The sequence below is a fragment of the Actinomadura scrupuli genome (genome assembly GCF_050971785.1).
GTDB classification, from domain to species: Bacteria; Actinomycetota; Actinomycetes; order Streptosporangiales; family Streptosporangiaceae; genus Actinomadura_E; species Actinomadura_E scrupuli.
Genome location: NZ_JBPCCU010000015.1, coordinates 1 through 24042, shown reverse-complemented (window position 1 = coordinate 24042; position 24042 = coordinate 1). Strand labels below are relative to the sequence as shown.

Genomic DNA, 24042 nt, shown 5'->3' with positions numbered 1-24042 from the left:
AATGGCAGCGTTATCGGGTACCGGCGGCGGACCGTCGGCGGGACCCGGTGGCGCGGGCCTCTCACGGCAGGCGGCTCAAGACAGGCGGCTCAAGGCAGATGGCTCGAGGCAGGCTCCGATGACAGACGCCCACGACCGGCCGCCCACGACCGGGACGCTCACCCCGTACGAGCAGGCCCAGCGGCACGGCGACGAGACGCTCCGCACCACGCTGCTGGACGCCGCGAGCAGGCTGCTCGTCGCCGAGGGGCCGCAGGCGCTGTCGATGCGCCGGATCGCGCACGAGGTCGGCTGCTCGACGACGGTCCTGTACCGCATGTTCGGCGGCAAGGACGGCCTCACCGAAGGGCTCTACATCGAGGGCTTCGAGCGCTTCCGCCGCAGGCTGGCCGCCGTGCCCCGGCACCCGGACCCGCGGGTGCACCTGGCGGAGCTGGGCCGTGCCTACCGCGACAACGCGCTGCTGGAGCGCAACTACTACGGCCTGATGTTCGACAGGCCGATCGCCGGCTTCGTGCCCAGTGCCGAGGCCCAGGCGAGAGCCCGCGCCTCCTTCGCCATCCTCGGCGAGGCCGTCTCCGCCTGCGCCGACGCCGGCCTGCTGACCGTCGGCGACCCTGCCGTGGTCGCCGAGGTGCTCTGGGCCACCGCGCACGGCCTCGTCAGCCTGGAACTGGCCGGGCACCTTCCCGACCCGGACGCGGTGTTCGACACCGCGATGAGGGTCACCGCCGCCGGTCTCCTCGCCCCCACCGCCACCTGAGCCCCATCCGCCACCCCTGGAGGGAATTCACCATGGCCGACCGCCATCTCGAAGGGCTGCTCGCCCCCGTCACCGAAGAGGTGACAGCCTACGACCTGCCGGTCAGCGGCCGGATCCCCGCCGGCCTGCACGGCCGCTACCTGCGCAACGGCCCCAATCCCCTGGGGCTGGAGGACCCCGAGGCCTACCACCTGTTCCTCGGCGACGGCATGGTGCACGGCGTGCGGCTCCGCGACGGCAAGGCCGAGTGGTACCGCAACCGCTGGGTCCGGTCCCGATCGGTGTCGGCCAAGCTGAACGAGCCGTGGCCCGCCGGCCCGGTGTTCCAGAACATGGACTGGGCTCCCAACACCCATGTCATCGGCCATGCGGGCCGTACGTTCGCGCTGGTGGAGGCCGGTCCGCGCCCGTACGAGCTCAGCTACGAGCTCGACACGCTCGGCCCGTGCGACTTCGGCACGGCGGGCGGCCGTGGGCTGCCCGGCGGCTACACCGCGCACACCAAGCGCGACCCGCTGACCGGCGACCTGCACGCCATCGCCTACTTCTTCGGCTGGGAGTACCTGCAGCACGTCGTCGTGGACGCGGCCGGCGCCGTCCGGCGGACGGTGAACATCCCGGTGAGCGACGGTCCGATGGTGCACGACTTCGCGCTCACCCAGCGTTACGTGGTCGTCTACGATCTGCCGATCACCTTCAGCCTGGACATGGCGTTGGGCGGCTCGCTGCTGCCCTACGCCTGGAACGACGCCCACCCGGCCCGGATCGGCCTGCTGCCCAAGGACCCGCCGGATGACGGCACGACGCCGGAGGTCACCTGGTTCGACATCGACCCCTGCTTCGTCTTCCACACCCTCAACGCCTACGACGACGGCGACCGGGTGGTGGTCGATCTGGCCAAGTTCCCCAGGATGCTGCAGCACGGGCGGCTCGAGGGGAACCCGCCGCCGGTGCTGGACCGCTGGACGATCGACCCGGTGGCGGGCAAGGTGCTGCAGGAGACGCTCGATGACCGGGGCCAGGAGTTCCCCCGGGTCGACGAGCGGGTGGTGTCGGTACCGCACCGGTACGGCTACACCGTCTCGTCGGACGGGGTCGTGGACATGCTGGCCGGCGAGGCCATGCTCAAGCGCGACTACTCCACCGGCTCCACCGAGGTGCGCCCGTTCCCGAGGGGGTCCGGCGTCGGTGAGGCGGTGTTCGCCCCGGCCGCACCCGACGCCGCCGAGGACGACGGCTACGTGATGGCGTTCGTCTTCGACCCCGCCCGCGGGGCGACCGACCTGGTGATCGTGGCCGCGCGGGACTTCACCGGTGAGCCGGTCGCCGTGGTCCACCTCCCCGTGCGGGTGCCCATGGGGTTCCACGGCAGCTGGGTCCCCGACCCCTGGCTCCCCGGCCCGCCCCCGGGACCACCCGCCGGCCCATCGCCCCGGTGAAGACTTTGCCGGTCCTTGCACCCGGGTTCACCGGGGCCCCACCCGCCCGCGCATATAACGGAGGTAAGTGAGGCCGACTCCGTCGCGTGAGGGGTGAGCGAATGAGCCGTGCGAACGAGTTGACGTTCGACCCCGGCGCGTTGAGCGCCGCGCAACGCGCCGGCGACGCCTGCGTCGTCTGCCACAAGAAGTGGCCGCGCCCGCGTGTGCGCATCGGTCGCCTGCCGGCCGGCTCAGGGGTGTTCGTGTGCGCCGATTGCGCACCCGCCCTGCCGGACCCGCACGCCACGGAGCCGCTCACGACTCCCGTCGGCGACACCGGGCCAGCGGCCCGGCGGCCCGTCCCGGCGGGAGTCCAGCTCTGAAAATCGGTCTCTGAAGAGCCGCCTGCGGGCGGCTCGGGAAGAACCTCTGAGGAGAGGAACGCCCCGGGCCATGGGGGGATGGTCCGGGGCGTTCCGTGTGGACGCGCCCACCGGGGGGTCGGGACGCGTCCGGTCGGTGCGGTCTCTAGCGCTGGGCGTCGCTCCACGCCTGGGTCCACTGCGCGTAGTCCGTGCAGACGTGCCGGCCGCACTCCTTGACCGGGGTACGGGCGAACAGCACCTTGTCCAGATAGGCGCGGTCGTTGACGTGATAGGTGGTGCAGAACTCCGGGTTGAGGCGGTACTGCGAGCACGCCTGCGGATTGGCCGGCGCGACCCCGGTCCACTCCGACACCTGCTGCTGCACGTCCGGGGACGTCATCCAGTTCAGCCACTGGTACATGCAGTTGGGGTGCTCCGCCCGGGCTCCGATCATCCATGAGTCCAGCCACCCGGTCACGCCCTCCCTGGGCGTGACCCCCTCGATGGAGCGCCCGGCGCGCTGGAGCACGTCCACGTGGTACGGCCAGACCTCGCCGAGCACCGCGTCACCGCTGGCGAACGCGCTGATGGCGTCCGACGGGTGGGTCCAGTACGACTTGACGTAGGGGTGCTGTTTCCTGAGCACGTCGGTGACGGCGGTGAGCTGCCGGGGGGTCAGCTCGTACGGGTCGGAGATGCCGAGACCGGGCTGACGGTACTTCAGGTACAGCGCCGCGTCGGCGATGGTGAGGGGCCCGTCGCGGACGACCAGCCGGCCGGCGTACTTCTTCGCCTGGGCCGGGTCGAACAGCGCCGACCAGCTCGTCGGAGCCGGCTGCACGACCTTCGGGTCGTACATCAGCACGTTCGAGCCCCAGACGAACGGCACGCCGTACACCTTGCCGCTCTTCTTGAGCAGCCCCCGCAGCCGCGGCTGGAGGTCCTTGTAGCCATCGACCAGGTCGGGGTTGATCTGGACCGCCTGCTTGGCGGCGATGAGCTGCCCGGCGACCTCCGGCGGGGCGGCGATGCCGTCGAAGCGGCGGCTCGGGTTGGACATCTGCGCGACCATGTCCGCCCCGGAGGAGGCGTACCTGATGTCCACCCTGCACCCGGTGCGTTCCTGGAAGGGCGTCACCCAGTCCACCCGCGGGTCGCTGGCGCCGCCCTCGGTGTAGCCGGGCCAGGTGACCAGGGTCAGCGCGCCCTCGCCCTGCCCGATCGCCCGCGCGACCCCCACCGTGCCGGCCTGCCGGCCGCCCTCGCTGCAGCCGGCGAGCACCGCGGCCATCAGCACGAGAGCCCCCGCCAGCGCCGCGGCCGCCCGCAGAGCGGTGTGTGGATGCCTCATGCGTCTCCCCGGTACGTCCGTTCTCCACCGCGTTGCCCTCCGGCGCAGCGTAGTGGGGTGCCCGGGTGACGTGAGCGGCGACCCGGGGACAGGCGTCGAGCGTAGCGAGGTTCACCGCGCCGTCACCCGTTCCGATGAAGTGTTCCCGCCGATTACCGCAGAATCGACTCTAACGACTTTGCGGTTTCATCGCATTTATCTCATTTCGAGCACGGACTCATCACGGCGAAAACACGATGAGAATAACGCCGCCGCGGGCCCGGAAGAGCAGTGGGTGCTGACGGGCCGCGCCGCTCACGGAGGTTACGGGAGAGGGGCATGGCGCGGCTTCTGCTCCGCCGGGGCCGCGGCGACACCGGTGGGCGTGACCAGGTTGGGAACAGCGGATCACCTTGACATGCTGCCTGGCCACGCGTCCACCGGCACCCGGCGGGCCTGCGGTCGGGGGTCACCCTCGGGCCGGAGGAGATCCGAGGGATTCCGCAGGTCCTGCCGGGAGTCGTCGTGGAGGGGGGCGTGCTCCACCACCTCGATGACGGAGATGAGTTCTTGGATGGTGGCGACTTCGACCAGCCCGCCGATATCCCGGTCACGCGGGGGAAGCGCGAACCAGTGACCGGTTGCGGGACCGAACCAAATGGCCCAGCGTGGATAACGCGTCCGAAGTGCGACCGTCTCGGCGACGCGGTCATCAGCAGGCATGGCACGCTCCCTGCGACCAGGGTATTCGTTATACCGTCCCTTTAATTCGAGACAAATACATTGTGTCGCGCGACACAGATGGGGTCAAGAGTCGTAGCTATCATTTGTCGGATAGAGAGCGAAGGAAATTAACGGGAAGGACCGCTTGACAGCAGAAAATGGCGGGCCGGTTGAGCAGCGGCTCAGCACGCCCCGTCATTCCCCGTTCACCCGCCCGTCACCCCGGGTCCCTAACGTGGCGGCCGGTGAGCACCCTCCCGATCGTCCGCGTCCCGTTCCCGCACGCCCACGGCCTGGGAAGCCTCTTGTGGCGCAATGCCGGGTTCGTACTGCTGGTGACCGGCGGAGCCGTACTCCGGGTGCTGGCGATGCTCGGCTTTCCCCCGATTCTGTGGTTCACCGGTGACTCCTACCTTTACCTCACCCGCACGCTGCGCCTGACCCCGTCGCCGAGCAAGACGATGGGCTATCCCTTTCTGCTGAAGCTGCTGCAGCCGTTCCACAGCTTGACCCTGGTGGCGGCGGTGCAGCATCTGATGGGCCTGGCCATCGCCGTGATGATCTATGCGCTGCTGCGCAGGGCCCGGCTGCCGCGCTGGGCGGCCGCCGCACTGACCGTCCCGGTGCTGTACGACGCGTACCAGATCGAGCTCGAGCAGTTGCTGATGGCCGAGACCCTCTTCACCTTCCTCATCATGAGCGCGATGACCCTCATGCTCTGGACCGGCCGCCGGCCCGCCTGGTCCGCGTCGGCCGCCGGGCTCACCGCCGGGCTGCTGCTCGGCTGGGCGGTGCTGGTGCGCTCGGCGGGCGCGGGCGCGCTGCCGGTCCTCTTGGGGTGCCTGGTCGTGCGGCAGGTGGGCTGGCGGGCCTGTGCCGCCGCCACCGCGGGCTGCGTGCTCCCCCTGGCCGGATACGCGATGTGGTTCCACGCCCACCAGGGCGGCTACGGTCTCACCAGCGCCGACGGCCTCTATCTGTGGGGCCGCACCACCACGTTCGCCACCTGCGAGAAGCTCGACCTCCCGCCGGAGGAGCGCGGCCTGTGCCTGAAGGGCCCGGCGGACGGCCGGGAGGCCCCCGGCACGATCATCTGGCGCAAGGAGGCTCCGCCACGACGGCTGCCGGGCGGGCCGATCACCCCGGACAACAACCGCCTGCTGCGCTCGTTCTCGATCCACGCGATCGAGTCCCAGCCCGCCGACTATCTCTCCTCCGTGGCCGCGGGGATCGGGATGGCCGTCGGGCCGCACCGGTTGCGGTATCCGAACCCCTCCACCGAGGCGCTCTACCACTTCCCCGGCCGACCGCACCGGTTCCCGCCGAACCGGCTGCTGACCGGCCAGCTGCCCGGGGACGCCGCCCATGCCTACGGACGGCAGAACCCGTCCCGGGTGGTGGAGCCGTGGGCCGGTTTCCTGCGGGCCTACCAGTCGCGAGCCTTCCTGCCCGGCCCGGTGCTCGGCCTGCTCTTCGTCGTCGGCGCGGCGGGATTGTTCCGGCGGGCCGGCCGGGCGCATCGGGGGGCGGTGCTGACGGCCTGGTCGGCCTCTGTGGCGCTGCTGGTCTTCCCCATCGCGGTGGCCGACTTCGACTACCGCTACGTGCTGCCGGTGGTCCCGTTCACCTGCCTGGCCGCGGGACTCGCGCTGGCCCCGCGACGGCGTACCGCCCCTGCGGCCCCGGACCCGGAGCCGGACCCGGAGCCGGAGGCCGGGGCGGACGCCGAAGACGAGGCGGCCCCGCCGGAGCAGGTCCGGCGGGGCCGCGAGGTGGCGAGGGCGATCAGCCGTTGGTGGGGAAGCCGAGGTTCACTCCGCCGTGACTCGGGTCGAGCCAGCGCGCCGTGACGGCCTTCGTACGCGTGTAGAAGTGCACGCCCTCCATGCCGTGCGCGTGGCTGTCGCCGAACAGCGACGCCTTCCAGCCCCCGAAGGAGTAGTAGGCCATCGGCACCGGGATCGGCACGTTGATGCCGACCATGCCGACCTCGACCTCGTTCTGGAAACGCCGGGCGGCGCCGCCGTCGTTGGTGAAGATGGCGGTTCCGTTGCCGTAGGGGTTGGCGTCGAGGAGCGCCATGGCCTCGTCGTAGGAGCCGACGCGGACCACCGACAGCACCGGGCCGAAGATCTCGTCCCGGTAGCAGTCCATCTCCGCCGTCACCCGGTCGAGGACGGTCGGCCCCAGCCAGAAGCCGTCACCGCCTCCGCCGAGGACCGGGGTACGCCGGCCGTCGATGGCCAGGGTGGCGCCCTGGGCGACCCCGCTGTCGAGGTAGGACACGACCTTGTCGCGGTGCGCCCGGGTCACCAGCGGGCCCATGTCGGACCGCTCGTCGTGGCCGGGGCCGATCGTCAGCCCGGCGACCCGCTCCTTGATCTTCTCCAGGAGCTCGTCGGCGACCGGCTCGACCGCGACGAGCACCGAGATGGCCATGCAGCGTTCCCCGGCGGAGCCGAAGCCCGCGTTCACGGCGGCGTCTGCGGCCAGGTCGAGATCGGCGTCGGGCAGCACGACCATGTGGTTCTTGGCGCCGCCGAGTGCCTGCACGCGCTTGCCGTGGCGGGCCGCGGTCTCGTAGATGTGGCGGGCGATCGGCGTCGAGCCGACGAAGCTGACGGCCTTGACGTCCGGGTGCTCCAGCAGCCCGTCGACGGCGACCTTGTCGCCGTGCAGGACGTTGAACACGCCCTCGGGCAGGCCCGCCTCCGCCCACAGCTCGGCGATCCGCATCGACGCGGACGGGTCCTTCTCGGACGGCTTCAGCACGAAGGTGTTGCCGCAGGCGATCGCCACCGGGAACATCCACATCGGCACCATGGCCGGGAAGTTGAACGGGGTGATGCCGGCGACGACGCCGAGCGGCTGCAGGATCGAGTAGGCGTCGACCTTGGAGGAGACGTTCTCGGAGAAGCCGCCCTTGAGCAGGTGCGGGATGCCGCAGGCGAACTCCGCGACCTCCAGGCCGCGGGCCACCTCGCCGGCGGCGTCCGACTCGACCTTGCCGTGCTCCGCGCTGATGAGCTTGGCGATCTCGCCCTTGTGGGTGTTGAGCAGCTCCCGGAAGCGGAACAGGATGGCGGCCCGCCTGGAGAGCGAGGTGTCCCGCCATCCGGGGAAGGCGGCCTTGGCCGCGGCGACCACGGCGTCCACCTCGGCGGGGGCCGCGAAGTCGACCCGGCCGGTGATCTGGCCGGTCGAGGGGTCGTAGATGTCGCCCTGCCGCTCCGCCTGCCCGTCGTGCGGCTTGCCGTTGATCCAGTGCGTGATGTGCTTGCCGGTGCTCATGCGCCCGCCTCCGCCGCGGCCGCCTCGCTGATGGCCTCCAGCGCGTCGACCAGGATGTCGAGCCCTTCCTTGGCCTCCGCCTCGGTCAGGGTGAGCGGCGGGGCCATCCGCATGACGTTGCCGTACAGGCCGCCCTTGCCGCCGAGCAGACCGCGCTTCCTGGTCTCCTCCATCATCCGGGTGGCGAGGGCGGGGCTCGGCGCGCCGGTGGCCGGATCGACCAGCTCGACGGCGAACATCAGGCCCTTGCCGCGCACGTCGCCGACGATCGGCAACCGGCCGGCGGCCTCGCGCAGGCCGTTGATGATCAGCGTGCCGGTCCTGGCGGCGTTGGCCTGCAGGTCGTGGTCGAGGACGTAGTCCAGGGTGGCGTTGGCCGCCGCCATGGAGATCGGGTTACCCCCGAAGGTGGCCAGGCCGACCGCGTGCAGGGCGTCCATCAGGTCGCCCCGGGCGACGACGCCGCCGACCGCGAAGCCGTTGCCCAGGCCCTTGGCGAAGGTCATCATGTCCGGCGTCATGCCGTGGTTCTGGATGCCGAAGAAGCTCTGGCCGGTGCGGCCCCAGCCGGTCTGCACCTCGTCGGAGATGAACAGGATGCCGTTCTCGTCGAGGACGTCCTTGTAGGCGGCGAACAGCCCGTCGGGCGCCATCGTGAAGCCGCCGACGCCCTGGATCGGCTCGGCGATCAGGGCCGCCACGTCACCGCCGGTGACGGTGGCCAGCACGTGCCGCAGGTCCTCGACGCAGACCTTGATGTAGTCGGAGTCCGACAGCCGCGCGAACTGCGGCAGATGGCGGTCCGCCCCGTGCAGGAAGTGCACGTTGAGCGGCGACAGCGAGTTGTTCTTCCAGCTGCGGTTGCTCGTCACCGAAATGGCGCCGAAGGACCGGCCGTGGTAGCTCTGCCGCATGGCGAGCACCTGGTCGGTCTTGCGCGCGTAGGTCGCCAGCAGCAGGGCCGTCTCGTTGGCCTCGGTGCCGGAGTTGGTGAAGAAGACCTTGGCGTCCTTGATCCCGGACAGCTTCGCGATCTTCTCGGCCAGCTCGATCTGGCCGCGGAGGAGGTACACCGTGGAGGTGTGCACGACACCGGTGGCGAGCTGCCGTTCGACGGCCTCCCGCACCTCGGGGACGTCATACCCGATCATGTTGGTGAGGATGCCCGCGAAGAAGTCGAGGTAGGTGTTGCCCCCGGCGTCCGTCACGCGGTTGCCCCGGCCGCTCACGATCTCGATGGGCTCGTCATAGTAAAGCGCCACCCAGTTGGGGATGACTGCGCGGTGGCGTGCGAGAAGGTCCGACATACGCCAAGTCTTCCCGTCTCCGGTCCGCTCCACCAGGTACACCGTGTCGGTTCCGTCCCCGGATCCATGACACAGTGCCGGATGATCCACGGGGGTGCCGGACCCTGCCGCCCCGGTCGGTGCGCAGGCGGGACCGCCCGTACGGGTCGAATCGCCGCTCCGGCCCGGGTCAGAGGGCGTTGATCTGCCGGGCCAGGTCGAAGTCCTTCGCGGTCAGGCCGCCGGCGGAGTGGGTCGACAGGGTGAGGATGACCTTGTTCCACTGGATGGTGATGTCGGGGTGGTGGTCGGCGGCCTCGGCGACCTCCGCGAGCCGGTCGACGAAGGCCACCGCGCCCTTGAAGTCCGCGAGCGTGACCGTGGCCACGATGGAGTCCTCGGCCCGTTCCCAGCCCGGCGTCGCCGCGAGCTCCCGGATGATCGTCTCTTCGTCGAGCAGTGCCATGACGTCTCCTTCGGCAGGGGTCTCCCCAGCCTCTCCCGCGCCGGGAGTCCCGTCGAGGCGGCGCACCGCCGGGCCCGAGACCCGTGGCCGGACACCGCTGAGCACAATGTAAAGGGCCAACGCTCATGCGTGACAGTGTGATGGCATAGGATCGGTTCAAATGCTTCCCACTCTCGCGGACGTGCTCCAGCTCGACCCGGTGCGGCGTGGTCAGCCACGGGTGGTCGCCGGTGCGGAGCACCTTGACGCCCGGGTCCGCTGGGTGCACGTCGCGGAGGTGGCCGACATCGCGCACCTGCTGCGCGGCGGCGAGCTGGTCCTCACCACCGGCATCGCGCTGCCCGAGGAGCCCGCCCGGCTGCGCGCCTACGTCGACGAGCTCGCCCAGGTCGGGATCAGCGGGCTGGTGATCGAGCTGGGCCGCCGCTACGTCGGGGAGCTGCCGCCCGCGCTGATCACGGCCGCCGAGGCGCACGGGCTGCCCGTGGTCGTGCTGGCCCGCGAGACGGTCTTCGTCGACGTCACCGAGTCGGTGCACGCCCGCATCCTCGAGGAGCAGATGGTCGAGCTGCGGGCCTCGGAGGAGCTGCACGAGATCTTCACCCAGCTGTCGGTGGAGGGCGCCCCGCCCGGCGAGGTGATCCGCCAGGTCGCGGCCATCGCCGCCCGGCCGGTCGTGCTGGAGAACCTCGCCCACCAGGTGCTCGCCGCCGACGCGGCCGGGACCAGCCCGGCGGAGCTGCTGTCCATGTGGGAGACCCGGTCCCGGGCGGGGCGGCCGGAGCAGCTCACCGCCCACGACGAGGCCTCCGGCTGGCTGGTCACGACCGTCGGCGCCCGGGGCGAGGACTGGGGCCGGCTCATCATCACGGGGCTGGCCGAGCCCACGTCCCGCGAGATCGTGCTCATCGAGCGCGCGGCCACCACGCTGGCGCTGGGACGGCTGCTGGACCGGCACGCGGAGGGCCTGGAGCGCCAGGCACACGGCACGATCATCAGCGGCATCCTCGCCCACGCCTACTCCGACCCGCAGGAGGCGGCGGCCCGGGCCCGGGCGCTCGGGGTGCCGCTGTCGGGCCGGCGGCTGGTAGGGGTGGTGGTGCGCCCGCGCAGCCACCTGCAGCCCCGCGGCTACGCGCCGCCGGCCGCGGGCCCGCTGCCGGAAGGGCTCGCCGAGCTGGCGGAGGCGACCTCCGCGGCGTGCAAGGAGGCCAACCTCGCCGCGCTGGTCGGCGTGCTCGACGAGGGCACCCCGCAGGCCCGGGTCGGCGTGCTGGCCTCCCTTCCCGCGCGGGCCGACGCCGAGCACTCCCTCACCGAGGTGGCCAAGCACCTGCGCAAGCAGTGCGACGACACCTCGGTCATGGCGGCGGGGTCGGTGGTGGAGTCGATCCGGGACGTGCGCCGGTCGTTCCTCGAGGCCGAGCAGGTGGCCGACGTCGCCGCCCGCGGGGGCGGGGACCGCCTGTTCTACCGGCTGCCCGACCTGCGGCTGCGGGGTCTGCTGCACCTGCTGCGCGACGACGCGCGCCTGCAGACCTTCGTCGAGCGCGAGCTCGGCCCGCTGCTGGAGCACGACGCCCAGCGCGCCGGGGACCTCACCCGGATCCTCTCCCTCTATCTCGAGACCGGGCGCAACAAGGCGGTGGCCGCCCAGCAGGCCCATCTGTCCCGGCCCGCGTTCTACGAGCGGCTGCGCCGGATCGAGCGGGTCCTCGACGCCGACCTCGACGACGTCGAGTCCTGCGCGTCCCTGCACGTCGCCCTGCTCGCCCTGGACTCCGTCCGCAGCGAGGGCCCCTGAGGGGTCAGTTCTTGGTCCGCCAGGCCGCCTGGAGCTTGTCGATCTCGCTCTGGTCGAGCGAGACGAGGAGGTCGGAGGGGGTGAAGCCGCCGGTGTCCTCGGCTCCCCCCTCGACGTGCGCGACCAGCCCGGCGAGCGCCTCGAACCAGGCCTCCGCCAGGTCCCGTACGTCCTCGCCGGTCAGCACCCCGTCCGGCCAGGTCCAGGCGACGCCCAGCTCGGGGCCCTCCGGCCGGTCGTGGGTGACCGCGTTGATCTCCAGCACATGGGCCATCGGCATCCGCGGGTCCTCACCACCGGGCAGCGTCTCCGGGGCGAGACTCCACTCTCCCCCGGTGGCCGCCACCCTGCCCAGGTAGTTGAAGGCGATCTGCGGGCGCGGCAGATCCTCCAGCTCCCGGGCGGTCGCCGGGTTGAGGTACCGGAGCAGTCCGTAGCCGATCCCGTCGTCGGGGATGTCCCTGAGCTGCTCCTTGATCTTCTTGATGGCGGTGCCGACGGCCTCGCCACCGGAGCGGATCTCGCTCCAGTCCGCCGGTCCCGGGTCGAGCCGTACGGGGTGAATGCTGGTGAACCAGCCGGCCGTCCGGGACAGGTCCACGCCGGGGGCGATCTCCGCCCGCCCGTGGCCCTCCAGGTCGACCAGCACACCGGTGCCCCGGCCGCCGCGCCGCCTGCGCCAGCCCGCGGCGGCCAGCGCCAGCCCGGTGAGCAGCACGTCGTTGACCCGCGCGTGGAAGGCGCCCGGGACGGTCGTGAGCAGCGGCCCGGTGACGGTGGAGGGCAGGGTGAGCCGGAGGGTACGGGCCCGCTCCGCCGTGTCGGTCTCCGGGTCCAGCGACCGCCGGCCGATCCTGGGGTTGGGCCCGTCCAGGATGCCGGTCCACAGGTCGAGCTCGGCGGTGCGGCCGGGCGCGGACGCCTCGGCGACGAGACGCTGCGCCCAGCGCCGGTACGAGGTCGGCACCGGGGCGAGGCCGGCCGGTTGCGCGGTGGCGATGCTCGCCCACGCGGTGACCAGGTCGGGCAGCAGGATCCGCCAGGAGACCCCGTCCACCACCAGATGATGAAGAGTGAGCAGCAACCGGCCCCGGGGTTCCCCCTGGGGGCCGGGCCCGGCCGCGGGTTCCGGCCCGGCGTCCAGCCAGACGACCTGCACCATGACCCCCCGCTCCGGGGCGAGGCGGTCGCGGGCGGCCACGGCCTGTTCTTCGATCACCATGGCGAGGCCGTCGTCGTCCAGGCCCGCCACGTCGACGCGGCGCACCAGTTCGGCGGCCCGCACGGAGGCGGGCGGCTGGACGGACGGCCGCCACTGCCCGCCTTCGCGGTCCAGCCGCAGCCGCAGGACGTCGTGATGGTCCACTACGGCCTGCAGCGCGTCGGTCAGGCGCTCGACGCCCAGGCCGGCGGGCACCCGCAGCAGCGTGCTCTGGTGGAACCCGTCGACGGCGTCGCCGGCCTGCTCGGTGCGCTCGCGCAGCCATCCCATGATCGGGGTGAGCGGGATCGGCCCTACGCCCGTGCCGGGTGGCTCGGTCTCCACGGCGCCGGTCTCCCCGGCGGTCTGCGCGATGGCGGCGAGTTCGGCCACGGTCTGGTGCTGGAACACCTCCCGTGCCGTGATCACCAGCCCGCTCTGCCGGGCCCGGGACACCAGCTGGATCGCGATGATGGAGTCGCCGCCCAGGTCGAAGAACCCGTCGTCGGCCCCGACCCGCTCCAGGCCCAACACCTCGGCGAACAGCCCCGCCAGGGTCTCCTCCCGTTCGGTGCGCGGTGCGCGGCCGGTGACGGCGGCGGAGAAGTCGGGTGCGGGCAGCTTGGCGCGGTCGAGTTTGCCGTTGGCCGTCAGCGGCAGGGCGTCCACGAACACCACCGCCGCCGGCACCATGTGGTCCGGCAGGCTCTCCGCCACGAACCGGCGCAGTTCGCCCCCGTCCACCAGGCCACCGGCCGGGCCGTCGGCGTCCTCTACGGCCTCGGCGCGGTCCCGTGGTCTGCGGGGGACGACGTAGCCGATGAGTCTCCTGTCTCCCGGGCGGTCCTCGCGGGCGAGCACCGCGACCTCCGCCACACCCTCGTGCCGGGCCAGCACCGCCTCGATCTCACCCAGCTCGATCCGGAACCCGCGCAACTGCACCTGCTGGTCGACCCGGCCGAGATACTCCAATGACCCGTCCACGCGCCAGCGCGCCAGATCCCCCGACCGGTACATCCGAGTCCCGGGCACACCGAACGGGTCGGCGACGAACCGCTCGGCCGACAACCCCGGCCGGTTCAGATAACCCCGCGCCAGACCCGCCCCCGCGACGTACAACTCCCCCACCACCCCGGGCGGCACCGGCTGCAACCGGGCATCGAGCACATAGGCCCGCAGATCCGGGATCGGCCTCCCGATCACACTGCCCGGCGCCCCCACACACGACACCTCGTCCAGCGCCAGGTGCGAGACGTGCACGGTGGTCTCGGTGATCCCGTACATGTTCACCAGCACCGGAGCGTCATCGGCATGCCGGGAGAACCAGTCACCCAGCCGGCCCGGCTCGAGCGCCTCGCCGCCGAAGACCACGTACCGCAACGCCAGCTCCCGGCCGGGACCCTCCCGATCGGCGGCCATCAGCTGGTAGAACGCCGACGGCGTCTGGTTCAGCACCGTCACCCGCTCCGCCTCCAGCAGAGCCAGGAAGTCCCCCGGCGACCGGGAGACGGCATACGGCACGACGACCAGCCGGCCGCCGTACAGCAACGGGCCCCACAACTCCCACACCGAGAAGTCGAACGCGTAGGAGTGGAACAACGTCCACACATCCCGGTCACCGAAACCGAACCAGTGATCGGTCGAATCCATCAACCGCATCACGTTCGCGTGCGGAACCACCACACCCTTCGGACGGCCGGTGGAACCCGAGGTGTAGATCACATACGCCGGGTGCCCCGGCAGCAACGGAGCCGCCCGGTCGGCGTCGGTGAGGTCGGTGCCGGGATGGCCCGCCAGGGCACCGGCGGCGAGGTCCAGCTCGATCCTGGGCAGCTCCGCCGGCAGCGCCCGCCCGGCGCCGGACACGGTGACCGCGAGCGCCGGCTCCGAGTCCGCCAGCATGTACGCGATCCGCTCCGCCGGGTAGTCCGGGTCGATCGGCACATACGCCGCACCGGTCTTGAGCACCGCCAGGATCGCCGTCACCAGGTCCGCCGACCGCGGCAACGCCAACGCCACGAACCGCTCCGGACCCGCACCCCGCTCCACCAGCAGCCGGGCCAGCCGATTCGCCGACGCGTTCAACTCCCCGTAGGTGAGCGACACACCCTCGAACGTCACCGCCACCGCATCCGGGCACCGCGCCGCCCGCACCTCGAACGCCGCCGGAATCGTGGCCCCGGGCAGCCCCGCACCGGCGGAGGCCAGGGTGCCCCCGAGGACGACGTCAACGTCAACATCGGCGTCGGCGTCCCAGGCGCCGGGACCGGCGGGCGCCCCGCCGCGGGCCCACTCCCGCAGGATGGTCCGCCGCTCGGACGCGTCCAGGAGGGGAGCGGCGCCGATGGGCGCGCCGGGGTCGGCCAGCAGCCCGCGCAGCAACCGCTCGAACCGCCCCACGATCGACTCCGCCGTCGCCGGATCGAACAGGTCCAGCGCGAACTCCAGCTCCCCCGCGAAGCCACCGTCCAGCTCGGTCAGCACCATCAGCAAATCGAACTTGGCGACCCCCGCGTGCAACGGCTCCACCTCCGCGGTGAACCCCGCCAGCTCCACCCGCGCCTCAGGATTGTTCTGGAACGCCAGCCCGACCTGGAACAACGGATGCCGCGACATCGACCGGGCCGGGTTGAGCACCTCCACCAGCCGCTCGAACGGCACGTCCTGGTGCGCGAACGCCGCAAGGTCCGTCTCCCGCACCCGCGACACCAGCTCCCGCAGCGACGGATCCCCCGACGTGTCCGTCCGCAACACCAGCGTGTTGACGAACATCCCCACCAGATCGTCGAGCGCCTCATCCGTACGACCCGCGATCGGCGAACCCACCGGCACATCGGTGCCCGCACCGAGACGCGTCAGCAGCGCCGCGTACACGGCCTGCACGACCATGAACACGCTCGCTCCGCACTCCCGGGCCAGCGCCTCCAGGCCGGCGCGCACTCCGGCGTCCAAGGTGAACCGCACCGTGCCGCCCCGGTAGGACGCCTCCAGCGGGCGCGGGCGGTCGGTGGGCAGCTCCAGCTGGTCGGGCAGTCCCGCGAGAGCGTCCGTCCAGAACGCGAGCTGCCGCGAGACCAGGCTCTCCGGGTCCTCCTCCGAACCCAGCAGCTCCCGCTGCCACAGCGCGTAGTCCGCGTACTGCACCGGCAACGCCGCCCAGCCGGGCGCCGCACCGGCCGTACGAGCCGCGTAGGCCTCGATCAGATCCCGGGCCAGCGGCGCCATCGACCACCCGTCACCCGCGACGTGGTGCATCAGCAGCAGCACCACGTGCTCGTCGGCGGCGAGCCGGAACAGGTGGGCGCGCGACGGCGGCTCCACCGAGATGTCGAACCCGTACCCGGCGGCCGCGGCCAGCTCGGACGGCAGCCCCGGCGCGTCCACGTCGTGGATCCGTACCTCGGGGCGGGCCGCCACCGCGTCCAGCACCACCTGGCGCGGGACACCGTCACTGTCGGGAAAGACCGTCCGCAGCGCCTCGTGGCGCTCCACCACATCGCCGAGCGCCGCCTGCAGGGCCGTCACGTCCAGCGACCCCGAGATCCGCAGCGCGATCGGCATGTTGTACGTCGCCGACGGGCCCTCCAGCCGGTTCAGGAACCACAGCCGCTGCTGCGCGTACGACAGCGGAAGGGGCTCCGGGCGGGCCATCGGCACCAGCGCGGGCCGCACCCCCTCCCCGGCCCGCAGGGCGATCCGCCGTGCCAGCCCGGCGACCGTCGGATCCTCGAAGAGCGCCCGGATCGGCAGTTCGGCGCTCAGGGCGGACCGGACCCGCGACACCAGGCGCATGGCCCGCAGCGAGTCACCGCCGAGGTCGAAGAAGCCGTCGTCGATCCCGACCCGCGGCACGCCGAGGAGCTCGGCGAACAGCGCGCACAGGATCTCCTCCTGCGGGGTGCGGGGCGCCCGGTAGGACGCGGTCTCGTCCGGCGGGCCGGGAGCCGGCAGCGCCCTGGTGTCCACCTTGCCGTTGGCCGTCAGCGGCAGCTCCGCCAGCACCATCATCACGGCCGGCACCATGGCGGGGGGCAGCGACTCGGCGACGAACCGGCGCAGTTCGGCGACGTCGACGGTCTGCCCCGCCGACGGGACGACGTAGGCGACGAGGCGGTCCGGTCCGGCCGGCGGCGGTCCGGCCGGGGGGACGTCCAGCAGCCGGCCCAGCTCGGCCGCCCCGGGCACCGACACGTGGCCGACGAGCCGGTCCGGGTCCGCGACCAGGGTCTCCGCCAGCGAGACCAGCATCGCCAGGAGGCGTTCCACGGGCTCCCGCTCGAACAGGTCGGGGCGGTAGCGCAGCCGCAGTCCCAGCTCGTCGCCGGGCAGGATCTGCAGCTCCAGCGGGTAGTGCGTGGCGTCGGCGACCTCGGCGCCCGCGAGCCGGACCCCGTGCACCGACGACTCCAGCAGCGCGGCGTCCAGGGGGAAGTTCTCGTACACCGTCATCGTGTCGAAGAGCGCGCCGCCCCCGGCGAGCCGCTGGATGTCGCGCAGCCCCAGGTGGTGGTGGGCGAACAACCGGGCCTGCTCGTCCTGCAGGCGGGCCGGCAGATCGGCCAGGGTCTCGGTGGGTTCCAGCCGCACCCGTACCGGCACGGTGTTGATGAACAGCCCGATCATCCGGTCGGCGCCGGGGAGCTCCGGCGGGCGGCCCGACACGGTGGCGCCGAACACCACGTCGTCGCGGTCCAGCAACCGGCCCAGCAGCAGGCCCCAGAGGGCCTGCACGAGGGTGTTCGGCGTCACGGCTCCGCGCCGTGCCCGCTCCAGGAACGCGCCGGTGAGTTCGCGCGGCAGCTCGGCACTCACCTCTTCCGGCAGCACCGGCGGCCGGTCCGCGGCCTGGGGTGCGACCAGTGTCCCGCCGGAGCCGCCGGCCAGCGACTCGGCCCACGCCGTACGGGCGGCGCCGGCGTCCTGGCGGGCCAGCCAGGCCAGGTGCTCCCGGTAGGACGGCACGGGGGGCGGCCCGGAGGCGTCGCCGCCGTCCGTGTGCAGGGCGTACAGGGCGAGCAGCTCGGCGGCCAGCACCGGCATGGACCAGCCGTCCAGCACGATGTGGTGGTTGGTCATCAGCAGCCGGTACCGCCCGCCGCCCTCCGGACCGGGCGCCGCCGTGTCCCGTGCCAGTGCTCCCTCGTCGACCGTGCCGAGGGTGAGCAGGGCGAAGCGCAGCAGCGGCGGACGGCCCAGGTCGAACCGGCGGGCCCGCTGGGCGGCCATCGCCGCCCGGACCTCGTCATCGGAGGCACCGGACAGGTCGAGCGCCGTCCACTCCGGTTCCACGGTGTCCCGTACGACCTGGACGAGCTGTCCGTCGGCGGTGGCCACGAACCCGGCCCGCAGGCCCGGATGCCGGGCGAACAGGTCGCGGATCGACGCCCGCAGCGCCCCGACGTCCAGCGCGCCGACCAGGTCGAGGACCAGCTGAGGGGTGTAGACGTCGGCGCCGTCGGTGTCGAGCAGCGCGTGGAAGAACAGGCCTTCCTGGAGCGGCGCCAGCGGCCAGACCTCCGTCAGGCCGGGATGGTCGCGCTCGAGCTCGGCACGGACCCCGTCCTCCAGCCGGAGCAGGGGAAGGGCGGCCCGCGCGGCGGGTTCCGGCTCCGCGTCCGCGCTGGCCGCGACGGCCGCCTCGGCCAGCGCGGCCACCGTCTGGTGCTGGAACACCTCACGCACCGTGAGGACCAGCCCGGCGGCGCGGGCCAGGGAGACCAGCCGCATCGCGATGATGCTGTCGCCGCCGAGGTCGAAGAAGTTGTCGTCGACGCCGGCCCGCGGCAGCCCGAGCACCTCCGCGAACAGCCCGCAGAGCGCCTCCTCGCGGGGCGTCCGGGCTGCCCTGCCGGTCGCCGCCGCGGCGAAGTCGGGGGCGGGAAGGGCGGTGCGGTCGAGCTTGCCGCTGCGGTTGACCGGCAGGCCGCCGAGCAGCACGACCGCCGCCGGCACCATGTACCCGGGCAGCGTCTCCCCGGCGAACCTCCGCAGCTCCCGCACGAGGTCCCGCGCCGGCTCCCCAGACCGGGGCTCCCCGGCCGGCACGACGTAGGCGACCAGGCGCACGTCTCCGGCGTCCGACTCGTGCGGCACCACCGCGACCTGGGCGACCGATCCGTGGCGGGACAGCGCCGACTCGATCTCGCCCGGCTCGATGCGGAAGCCGCGTACCTTCACCTGGTGGTCGGCCCGGCCCAGATAGTCGAGCGTCCCGTCCGTCCGCCACCGCACCAGGTCCCCGGTGCGGTACATGCGCTCGCCGGGGGCACCGAACGGGCACGCCACGAAGCGCTCCGCGGTGAGCCCGGGACGGCCGAGGTAGCCACGGGCCACGCCGGCCCCGGCGACGTACAGCTCGCCCGCGACGCCGGGCGGCACCGGCTGCAGCCCGGCGTCGAGGACGTAGACGCGAGTGCCCTCGATCGGCCGCCCGATGGTCGGCGTCCCGGGCGCCTCGGATCCCGTCCGGAGCGGATCGCTCATGGTGGCGGCGACCGTGATCTCGGTGGGCCCGTAGGCGTTGATCATGCGGCGGCCGGGGGCCCAGCGTGCCACCAGCTCGGGCGGGCAGGTGTCACCGCCCACGACGACGGTCCGCAGCCGCTCCAGCCCCTCGGCAGGCACGCCGGCCAGCGCCGCCGGGGTGACGAACGCGTGCGTGACCCCGTGCTCGCGGAGCAGACCGGCCAGCTGGTCGCCGCCGTATACCCCCGGTGGGGCGACCACCATGGCGGCACCGGCCGGGAAGGCCATCAGCAGCTCCAGCACCGAGGCATCGAAGCTGGGTGAGGAGAACTGCAGGGTCCGGCTGTCCGGCTCGACCCCGTACCGCGCCACCTCGGTCGCGGCCAGGGCCGCGATGCCGGTGTGCGTGACGACGACGCCCTTGGGCCGCCCGGTGGAGCCCGAGGTGTAGATCAGGTACGCCGGGTGGCCGGGCAGCAGCGGCCCGCGTCGGTCCGCGTCGGTCAGGTCGTCCGGAGAGTACGGCGCGCACGCGGCGGCGGTGCCGGGATCGTCCAGCAGCAGCCAGTCCCCCCGGATCCCGGATCCCGCCGGGCGCTCCGATACGGATTGGGCGGACGTGGTGAGGCCGAGGACCGGGCGGGCGTCGTCCAGCATGAAGGAGAGCCGGTCCGCCGGATAGTCCGGATCCAGCGGCAGGTAGGCGCCGCCGGCCTTGCCCACCGCCAGCACGGCCACGATCAGCTCGATCGACCTGGGCAGCGCCAGGGCCACGATCGACTCGGGGCCCACGCCCAACGTCACCAGGTGACGGGCCAGCCGGTTGGCGCGCCCGTTGACCTCGCCGTAGGACCAGACCCGGCCGAGGTCATCCGGTCCGAAGTCATCGGGTCCTCCGCCGGGCGACCCTGTGATCACTGCGGGATGCGCCGTCGGATGCGCCGTCGCCCCGCCGTCCACGACCGCCGGGGCGTCCGGCCGCAGGGCGGCCTGTGCCTCGAAGAACGCAGCCGGCCCGAGGGGAGCCGGGGAGGCGGCGTCGCGGCCGGTGGCGTTCCAGTCGATCAGCAGCCGCTGACGCTCGTCGTCGCCGAGCACGGGAATCCGGGCGAGCGGAAGGTCGGGGTCCGCCTCGGCGATCGCCTCCAGGAAGGCCACGAATCGGCGGTGCAGCGCGGCGAGTTCCCCGGGCGTGTAGAGCGCGGGGTTGGCGTCGAAGTCGATGCGCAGGCCGCGCCCGCCCCAGCCGTCGTAGACGTTGATGGCCAGGTCCTCGATCGGGCCCGTCGACAGTCCGTGCAGGATGCCGGTACTGCCGTCGAAGTCGACCGTGTGGTCGAACTGCATGATGTTGATGATCGGGCCGTACAGCCGTCGCTCGTCACCGGTGAGCTGCAGGTCCCGGCGCAGGTCCTCCAGACGGTAACGCTGCCGCCGCAGTAGCCCGCCGGCCTCCGCGGTGACCTGGCGTACGAGGTCGGAGGCCGTCGTGCCGGGCCGCAGGTCGAACCGGAGCGGGAGCACGTTCGCCATCATCGCCGGGGTCCTGCGCGCGGCCGCGGTGGTCCGCCCGGTCACCGCCATGCCCAGGGCGACGTCGGGGTTGCCGGTCAGCCGGGCCGTGTAGGCGGCGGACGCGGCGATCACCAGCCCGGCCGCGTTGGTGGACAGTCTCCGGGCGGCCGCGGTCAGCCGCTCGGTCGGCTCCGGTGGCAGCGTGCGGGTCTCGCGCAGGTAGCGGGCCGACGGCGGCGCCGTCCGCCCGGACAGACTGGTGACCTCCGGCGGTTCGGCGAACCTCCGGGTCCAGTACTCGCGATCCTGCTGGAACCGCTGGGACGCGCGATAGGCGGCGTCCTGCTCGGCCAGCAGGTCCACCGAGCCCATGTCCCCGGCGGGCTCCTCACCCCGTGCCCGCGCCGTGTAGACCTCGGCCACCCGCTTCATGATCATCGACCCGCAGACGCCGTCCAGCGCGATGTGATGGCTGCGCACGTAGGCGAACAGACGCCCGGGTCCGGCCGTGAACACCTGGTAGGTGAAGACGGGGTCGTGGAGCAGGTCGATCGGGGTGGTGAGGTCGTCCCACATCCATGCCTCGGCCGCGGCCCGGGGGTCGCTCTCCGCACTGACGTCGATGACGGGGATCTCCCGCTCCAGCGCCGGCCCGGGGGCCTGCCAGGGCACCCCGCCGGTCTCACCGAACCGGACGTTGATCGACTCGACTTCGGAGGCCACCTGGCGGGCCACCGAGTCCAGCAGGTCCAGGTCGACCGGGCCGTTGATCTCGGTGTACTGGCCGATGGTGATCGGCGCCTCGGGGGCCAGCTGCTGGGTCATCCAGACACTCAGCTGGGCGGCCGTGAGAGGCCGGCGCTCGTTCTCGATGTCAGACATGGAAGACCCCACCCGATGCAGCACTGCAAGACCCCGCGCCTCAAGAGAGGCAAGTGAATCAGCCGGGCATGTGGGGTGCAAGCGGAAGGAATCGTCCTCTATTAGACATACGCCAGAGGACGAATTCGCGCCGCTTCTTTGTCACCGAACTGAGTAAGGCCCGAGGAAGCGTGCTCGGATACGACGGGTTATGGGCCCAGACCGTAGTACGGTCCGGCGCCGCCGTACACCCTGGAGCCCGGACCCCCCGAGCCGGAGCGTCGTCCGCCGGGCCGCCCGCGCCGGTGCGGGCGGGCGACCCGTCACGGACGAGTGGTCACCGCGGTCGCGGGGCCGGGGGCCGGGCCCCGCGCGGTCACTTGCCGGTGCCGTAGGCGAGACGGTAGCCGGTACCGGACGACCGGTAGGAGCGGCCATGGCCGAACGACAGCACCTGGAAGCGGGCGTGCACGGTGTTGGACCGGACACCGGTGAAGAACGCCATCATCTTCTCGGACAGGTCGAGGATCGCGGGGATGTCGTGCTGGGCGACGGCCCACTCGGCCGGCCCGAAGTCGTCGACGACGCCGATCGTGCTCTTGCCCCCATAAGTGATCTTCACTCGGGTGCCCAGTGGCCAGTAGGGGCTGGCGAGGGTCCGGAAGGACATGGGCCTGCCGGAAGCCGTGGCCGCGTCCCAGAACGAGGTGGCCGTGGCGGTTCCGGACGGCAGGGGCTTCTTCGCCGGCTTCCGGGCCGCCTTCTCGGCCGCCTGCTTACTCGCCGCCTGCTTGCCCGCGGCCTGCTTGCCCGCCTCTTCGTCGGCCGTCTGCTCGCCGGCCGTCTGCTTGCTCGCGGCCTGCTCCTTCGCGGGGTGCACGCTCTCCTGGTTCTGCGCGTCCTGCTGGGGGGTGGTGCTCTGGGGGGCGCGGTCCGCGTTCTGGGGGGCGGTGCGGGCGGCAGCGGCGGTGGGGGCCGCCGGGTTCTGCCGGCCGGAGACGTTCCGCGCGGGGGTGAGCGAGGCATCGTCCTGGTAGGCGCCGATGACGGCCGAGACACTAGTGGTCACGGCGATCGCAGCCACGCCTGCCAGGATTATCTTGGTCGCTCGGTTCTCCATGGAGTTCCCGTCTATTTGGGCATGACACAGCTGCTTCGCACCCGTCTTGCAAAAGGGTCGGAGCTGCCTCATGAGAGGACATGGGAGACTGCCTGAGCGCGATTTCGGGATCGCTTTTCCGACATCCCGGAAGGGGAATGGGTCACGGTCTTTCGTGCGGCCGAAAGCTGGGGTCCGTGGCCCCTTCGCGAGAGATCTGACTCGCTGACCTGGTCGTCACCGCCCGGAGCTACCGGGCTTCTCCGACGAGGCCGAACCTCTTCGCCACGTCTGCGAAGAGCGACAGTCTTGCGAAAGCAATGGAGTTGAGGGGTTGGTGATGTACTGGTCGAGTACAGGCACATTAACGGCAAAGTACGTAAAAGTGGACTTGACAAAGGTAGATCTTTTTCGGTCAGAGACCGAGCCGGGCAGCGCCGCCACCTGGGGTATCCTGCGCCATCCCTTACACGGAACGGGTTATGACGCCTGACGGAGGTCTGTCAGGAGCCTGTGCGGGCCCGCCGGGAGGCCGGTGGTTCCGGGCACCCGGGCCGGGTCTCGACGCGTTCCGCCGCCCAGGCGCGGCGACTCGGGCGGGGCCACAGGGACCGCTGGGACGGCAGAGGCGCCGCAGCGGTAAAGGCGGCTCAATGGTCGAGGCGGCCCGGCGGAGGCGCGAAGCCGAAGAAGCCGAAGCGGTGCGGCCGGCGATGGGGAGAAGGCGACTCAGCAGGGCCGGCGGGGCGCGTCCAGGGCGAGGCGCTTGCGCATCGAGCTGAACCCGAGCCCTTTCACCTCGGCACAGAAAACGGCGTTGGGCACCGCGTACTCCACGTGCAGCACGGCCTTGCCGGCCCTGACGAAGGGCAGCGCCCGCCGGCACTCGTGATACTGCGCGCACTCCTCGACGACCGCGAAGTCGAAGTCCCCCACCAGTTCGCCGGCCTGCCCCAGATCGTTCTTCAGCCCCACCGACAACCCCCGGTCGTGGGCGAGCCGGGCGAGGTACCGGTTGTAGCGAAGCTGGTCGGCGGCGGTGAGGGGGAAGCCGGTCCGCTCCGGATAGGCCTCGACCAGATCGGGCTCGACGGCGTCGAAGCCCTTGGCCCGGCACATGTCGAACCGCCTGGCCATGATCGGGCCCAGCACGTCGATCCGCCGGATGTCCAGCCAGCGCTCCCCCGGCCAGCCGTCCGCCCGGCCCAGGACCGCCGGCGGAAAGGCGCCGTGGTCCGGGCGGAAGCTCTCGGCGGCGCCGGCGTTGACGTAACAGATGACCCGGCGCCGCAGGCGGTGCAGCTCGGCGACCACCGAGGCGCTGTTCTCGAAACCGTCGATGTCGTAGACGGGCACGTCGGGCCGCAGGTCGACCGGGGTGGTGAGCTGCCACTGCCAGGCATGGCCCGGCCGCGGCGACCAGCGGGCCCGGTCGCCGGCCGCCGTGGCCGG

Annotated in this window: 13 protein-coding genes; 5 read left to right on the top strand and 8 right to left on the bottom strand. The window is 72.2% G+C overall.

What is annotated here, in order from left to right; all coding sequences use genetic code 11:
• Positions 1 to 118: 118 nt before the first annotated feature.
• The 3 genes from ACRYCC_RS41560 to ACRYCC_RS41550 all read left to right on the top strand — a co-directional run bounded on the left by ACRYCC_RS41560 (position 119) and on the right by ACRYCC_RS41550 (position 2567).
• Entirely contained in the window at positions 119 to 763 is a 645-nt protein-coding gene (locus ACRYCC_RS41560) for a TetR/AcrR family transcriptional regulator (protein ID WP_433819625.1), read from the top strand.
• A 32-nt stretch (positions 764 to 795) separates the two neighbouring features.
• Complete coding sequence (locus ACRYCC_RS41555) at positions 796 to 2202, top strand: carotenoid oxygenase family protein (RefSeq protein ID WP_433819624.1); 1407 nt, start codon at positions 796 to 798, stop codon at positions 2200 to 2202.
• A 101-nt stretch (positions 2203 to 2303) separates the two neighbouring features.
• Positions 2304 to 2567: a hypothetical protein gene (locus ACRYCC_RS41550; RefSeq protein ID WP_433819623.1), complete on the top strand. Its 264-nt coding sequence runs from the start codon at positions 2304 to 2306 to the stop codon at positions 2565 to 2567.
• Positions 2568 to 2712: 145 nt separating this feature from the next.
• On the opposite strand, the gene ACRYCC_RS41545 is transcribed toward ACRYCC_RS41550, so the two are convergent.
• Entirely contained in the window at positions 2713 to 3900 is a 1188-nt protein-coding gene (locus ACRYCC_RS41545) for an ABC transporter substrate-binding protein (protein WP_433819622.1), read from the bottom strand.
• Between the two features lie 387 nt (positions 3901 to 4287).
• Complete coding sequence (locus ACRYCC_RS41540) at positions 4288 to 4602, bottom strand: hypothetical protein (RefSeq protein ID WP_433819621.1); 315 nt, start codon at positions 4600 to 4602, stop codon at positions 4288 to 4290.
• A 245-nt stretch (positions 4603 to 4847) separates the two neighbouring features.
• On the opposite strand from ACRYCC_RS41540, the gene ACRYCC_RS41535 reads away from it, so the two are divergent.
• Positions 4848 to 6452, top strand: a complete 1605-nt coding sequence (locus tag ACRYCC_RS41535) for a phospholipid carrier-dependent glycosyltransferase (protein WP_433819620.1) — start codon at positions 4848 to 4850, stop codon at positions 6450 to 6452.
• On the opposite strand, the gene ACRYCC_RS41530 is transcribed toward ACRYCC_RS41535, so the two are convergent.
• The 3 genes from ACRYCC_RS41530 to ACRYCC_RS41520 all read right to left on the bottom strand — a co-directional run bounded on the left by ACRYCC_RS41530 (position 6388) and on the right by ACRYCC_RS41520 (position 9645).
• Positions 6388 to 7893 carry a CoA-acylating methylmalonate-semialdehyde dehydrogenase gene (locus ACRYCC_RS41530; protein WP_433819619.1) on the bottom strand — a complete coding sequence of 502 codons (1506 nt, stop codon included), beginning with the start codon at positions 7891 to 7893 and terminating at the stop codon, positions 6388 to 6390. The two genes, ACRYCC_RS41535 and ACRYCC_RS41530, sit on opposite strands and share 65 nt — an antisense overlap.
• Positions 7890 to 9200 (bottom strand): aspartate aminotransferase family protein, encoded by a 1311-nt coding sequence (locus ACRYCC_RS41525; protein WP_433819618.1) that lies wholly within the window; start codon positions 9198 to 9200, stop codon positions 7890 to 7892. The genes ACRYCC_RS41530 and ACRYCC_RS41525 overlap by 4 nt, the downstream gene beginning before the upstream one ends.
• Positions 9201 to 9369: 169 nt before the next feature.
• A complete protein-coding gene (locus ACRYCC_RS41520; RefSeq protein WP_433819617.1) occupies positions 9370 to 9645 on the bottom strand; it encodes a 4a-hydroxytetrahydrobiopterin dehydratase in 276 nt (91 codons plus the stop codon).
• Positions 9646 to 9805: 160 nt separating this feature from the next.
• Here ACRYCC_RS41520 and ACRYCC_RS41515 point away from each other — a divergent pair, with 160 nt between their 5' ends.
• On the top strand, positions 9806 to 11449 hold the full coding sequence (locus ACRYCC_RS41515) for a PucR family transcriptional regulator (protein ID WP_433819616.1): 1644 nt from the start codon (positions 9806 to 9808) through the stop codon (positions 11447 to 11449).
• 4 nt (positions 11450 to 11453) lie between these two features.
• Here ACRYCC_RS41515 and ACRYCC_RS41510 read toward each other — a convergent pair whose 3' ends face one another.
• From ACRYCC_RS41510 to ACRYCC_RS41500, 3 genes are all read right to left on the bottom strand, one after another.
• The gene (locus ACRYCC_RS41510; protein WP_433819615.1) at positions 11454 to 21512 is read right to left on the bottom strand and encodes an amino acid adenylation domain-containing protein; all 10059 of its coding nucleotides are present in this window, start codon (positions 21510 to 21512) and stop codon (positions 11454 to 11456) included.
• Positions 21513 to 21867: 355 nt separating this feature from the next.
• The gene (locus ACRYCC_RS41505; RefSeq protein ID WP_433819614.1) at positions 21868 to 22575 is read right to left on the bottom strand and encodes an RlpA-like double-psi beta-barrel domain-containing protein; all 708 of its coding nucleotides are present in this window, start codon (positions 22573 to 22575) and stop codon (positions 21868 to 21870) included.
• A 744-nt stretch (positions 22576 to 23319) separates the two neighbouring features.
• The coding region (locus ACRYCC_RS41500; RefSeq protein WP_433819613.1) for an endo alpha-1,4 polygalactosaminidase at positions 23320 to 24042 on the bottom strand (723 nt) is incomplete at its 5' end.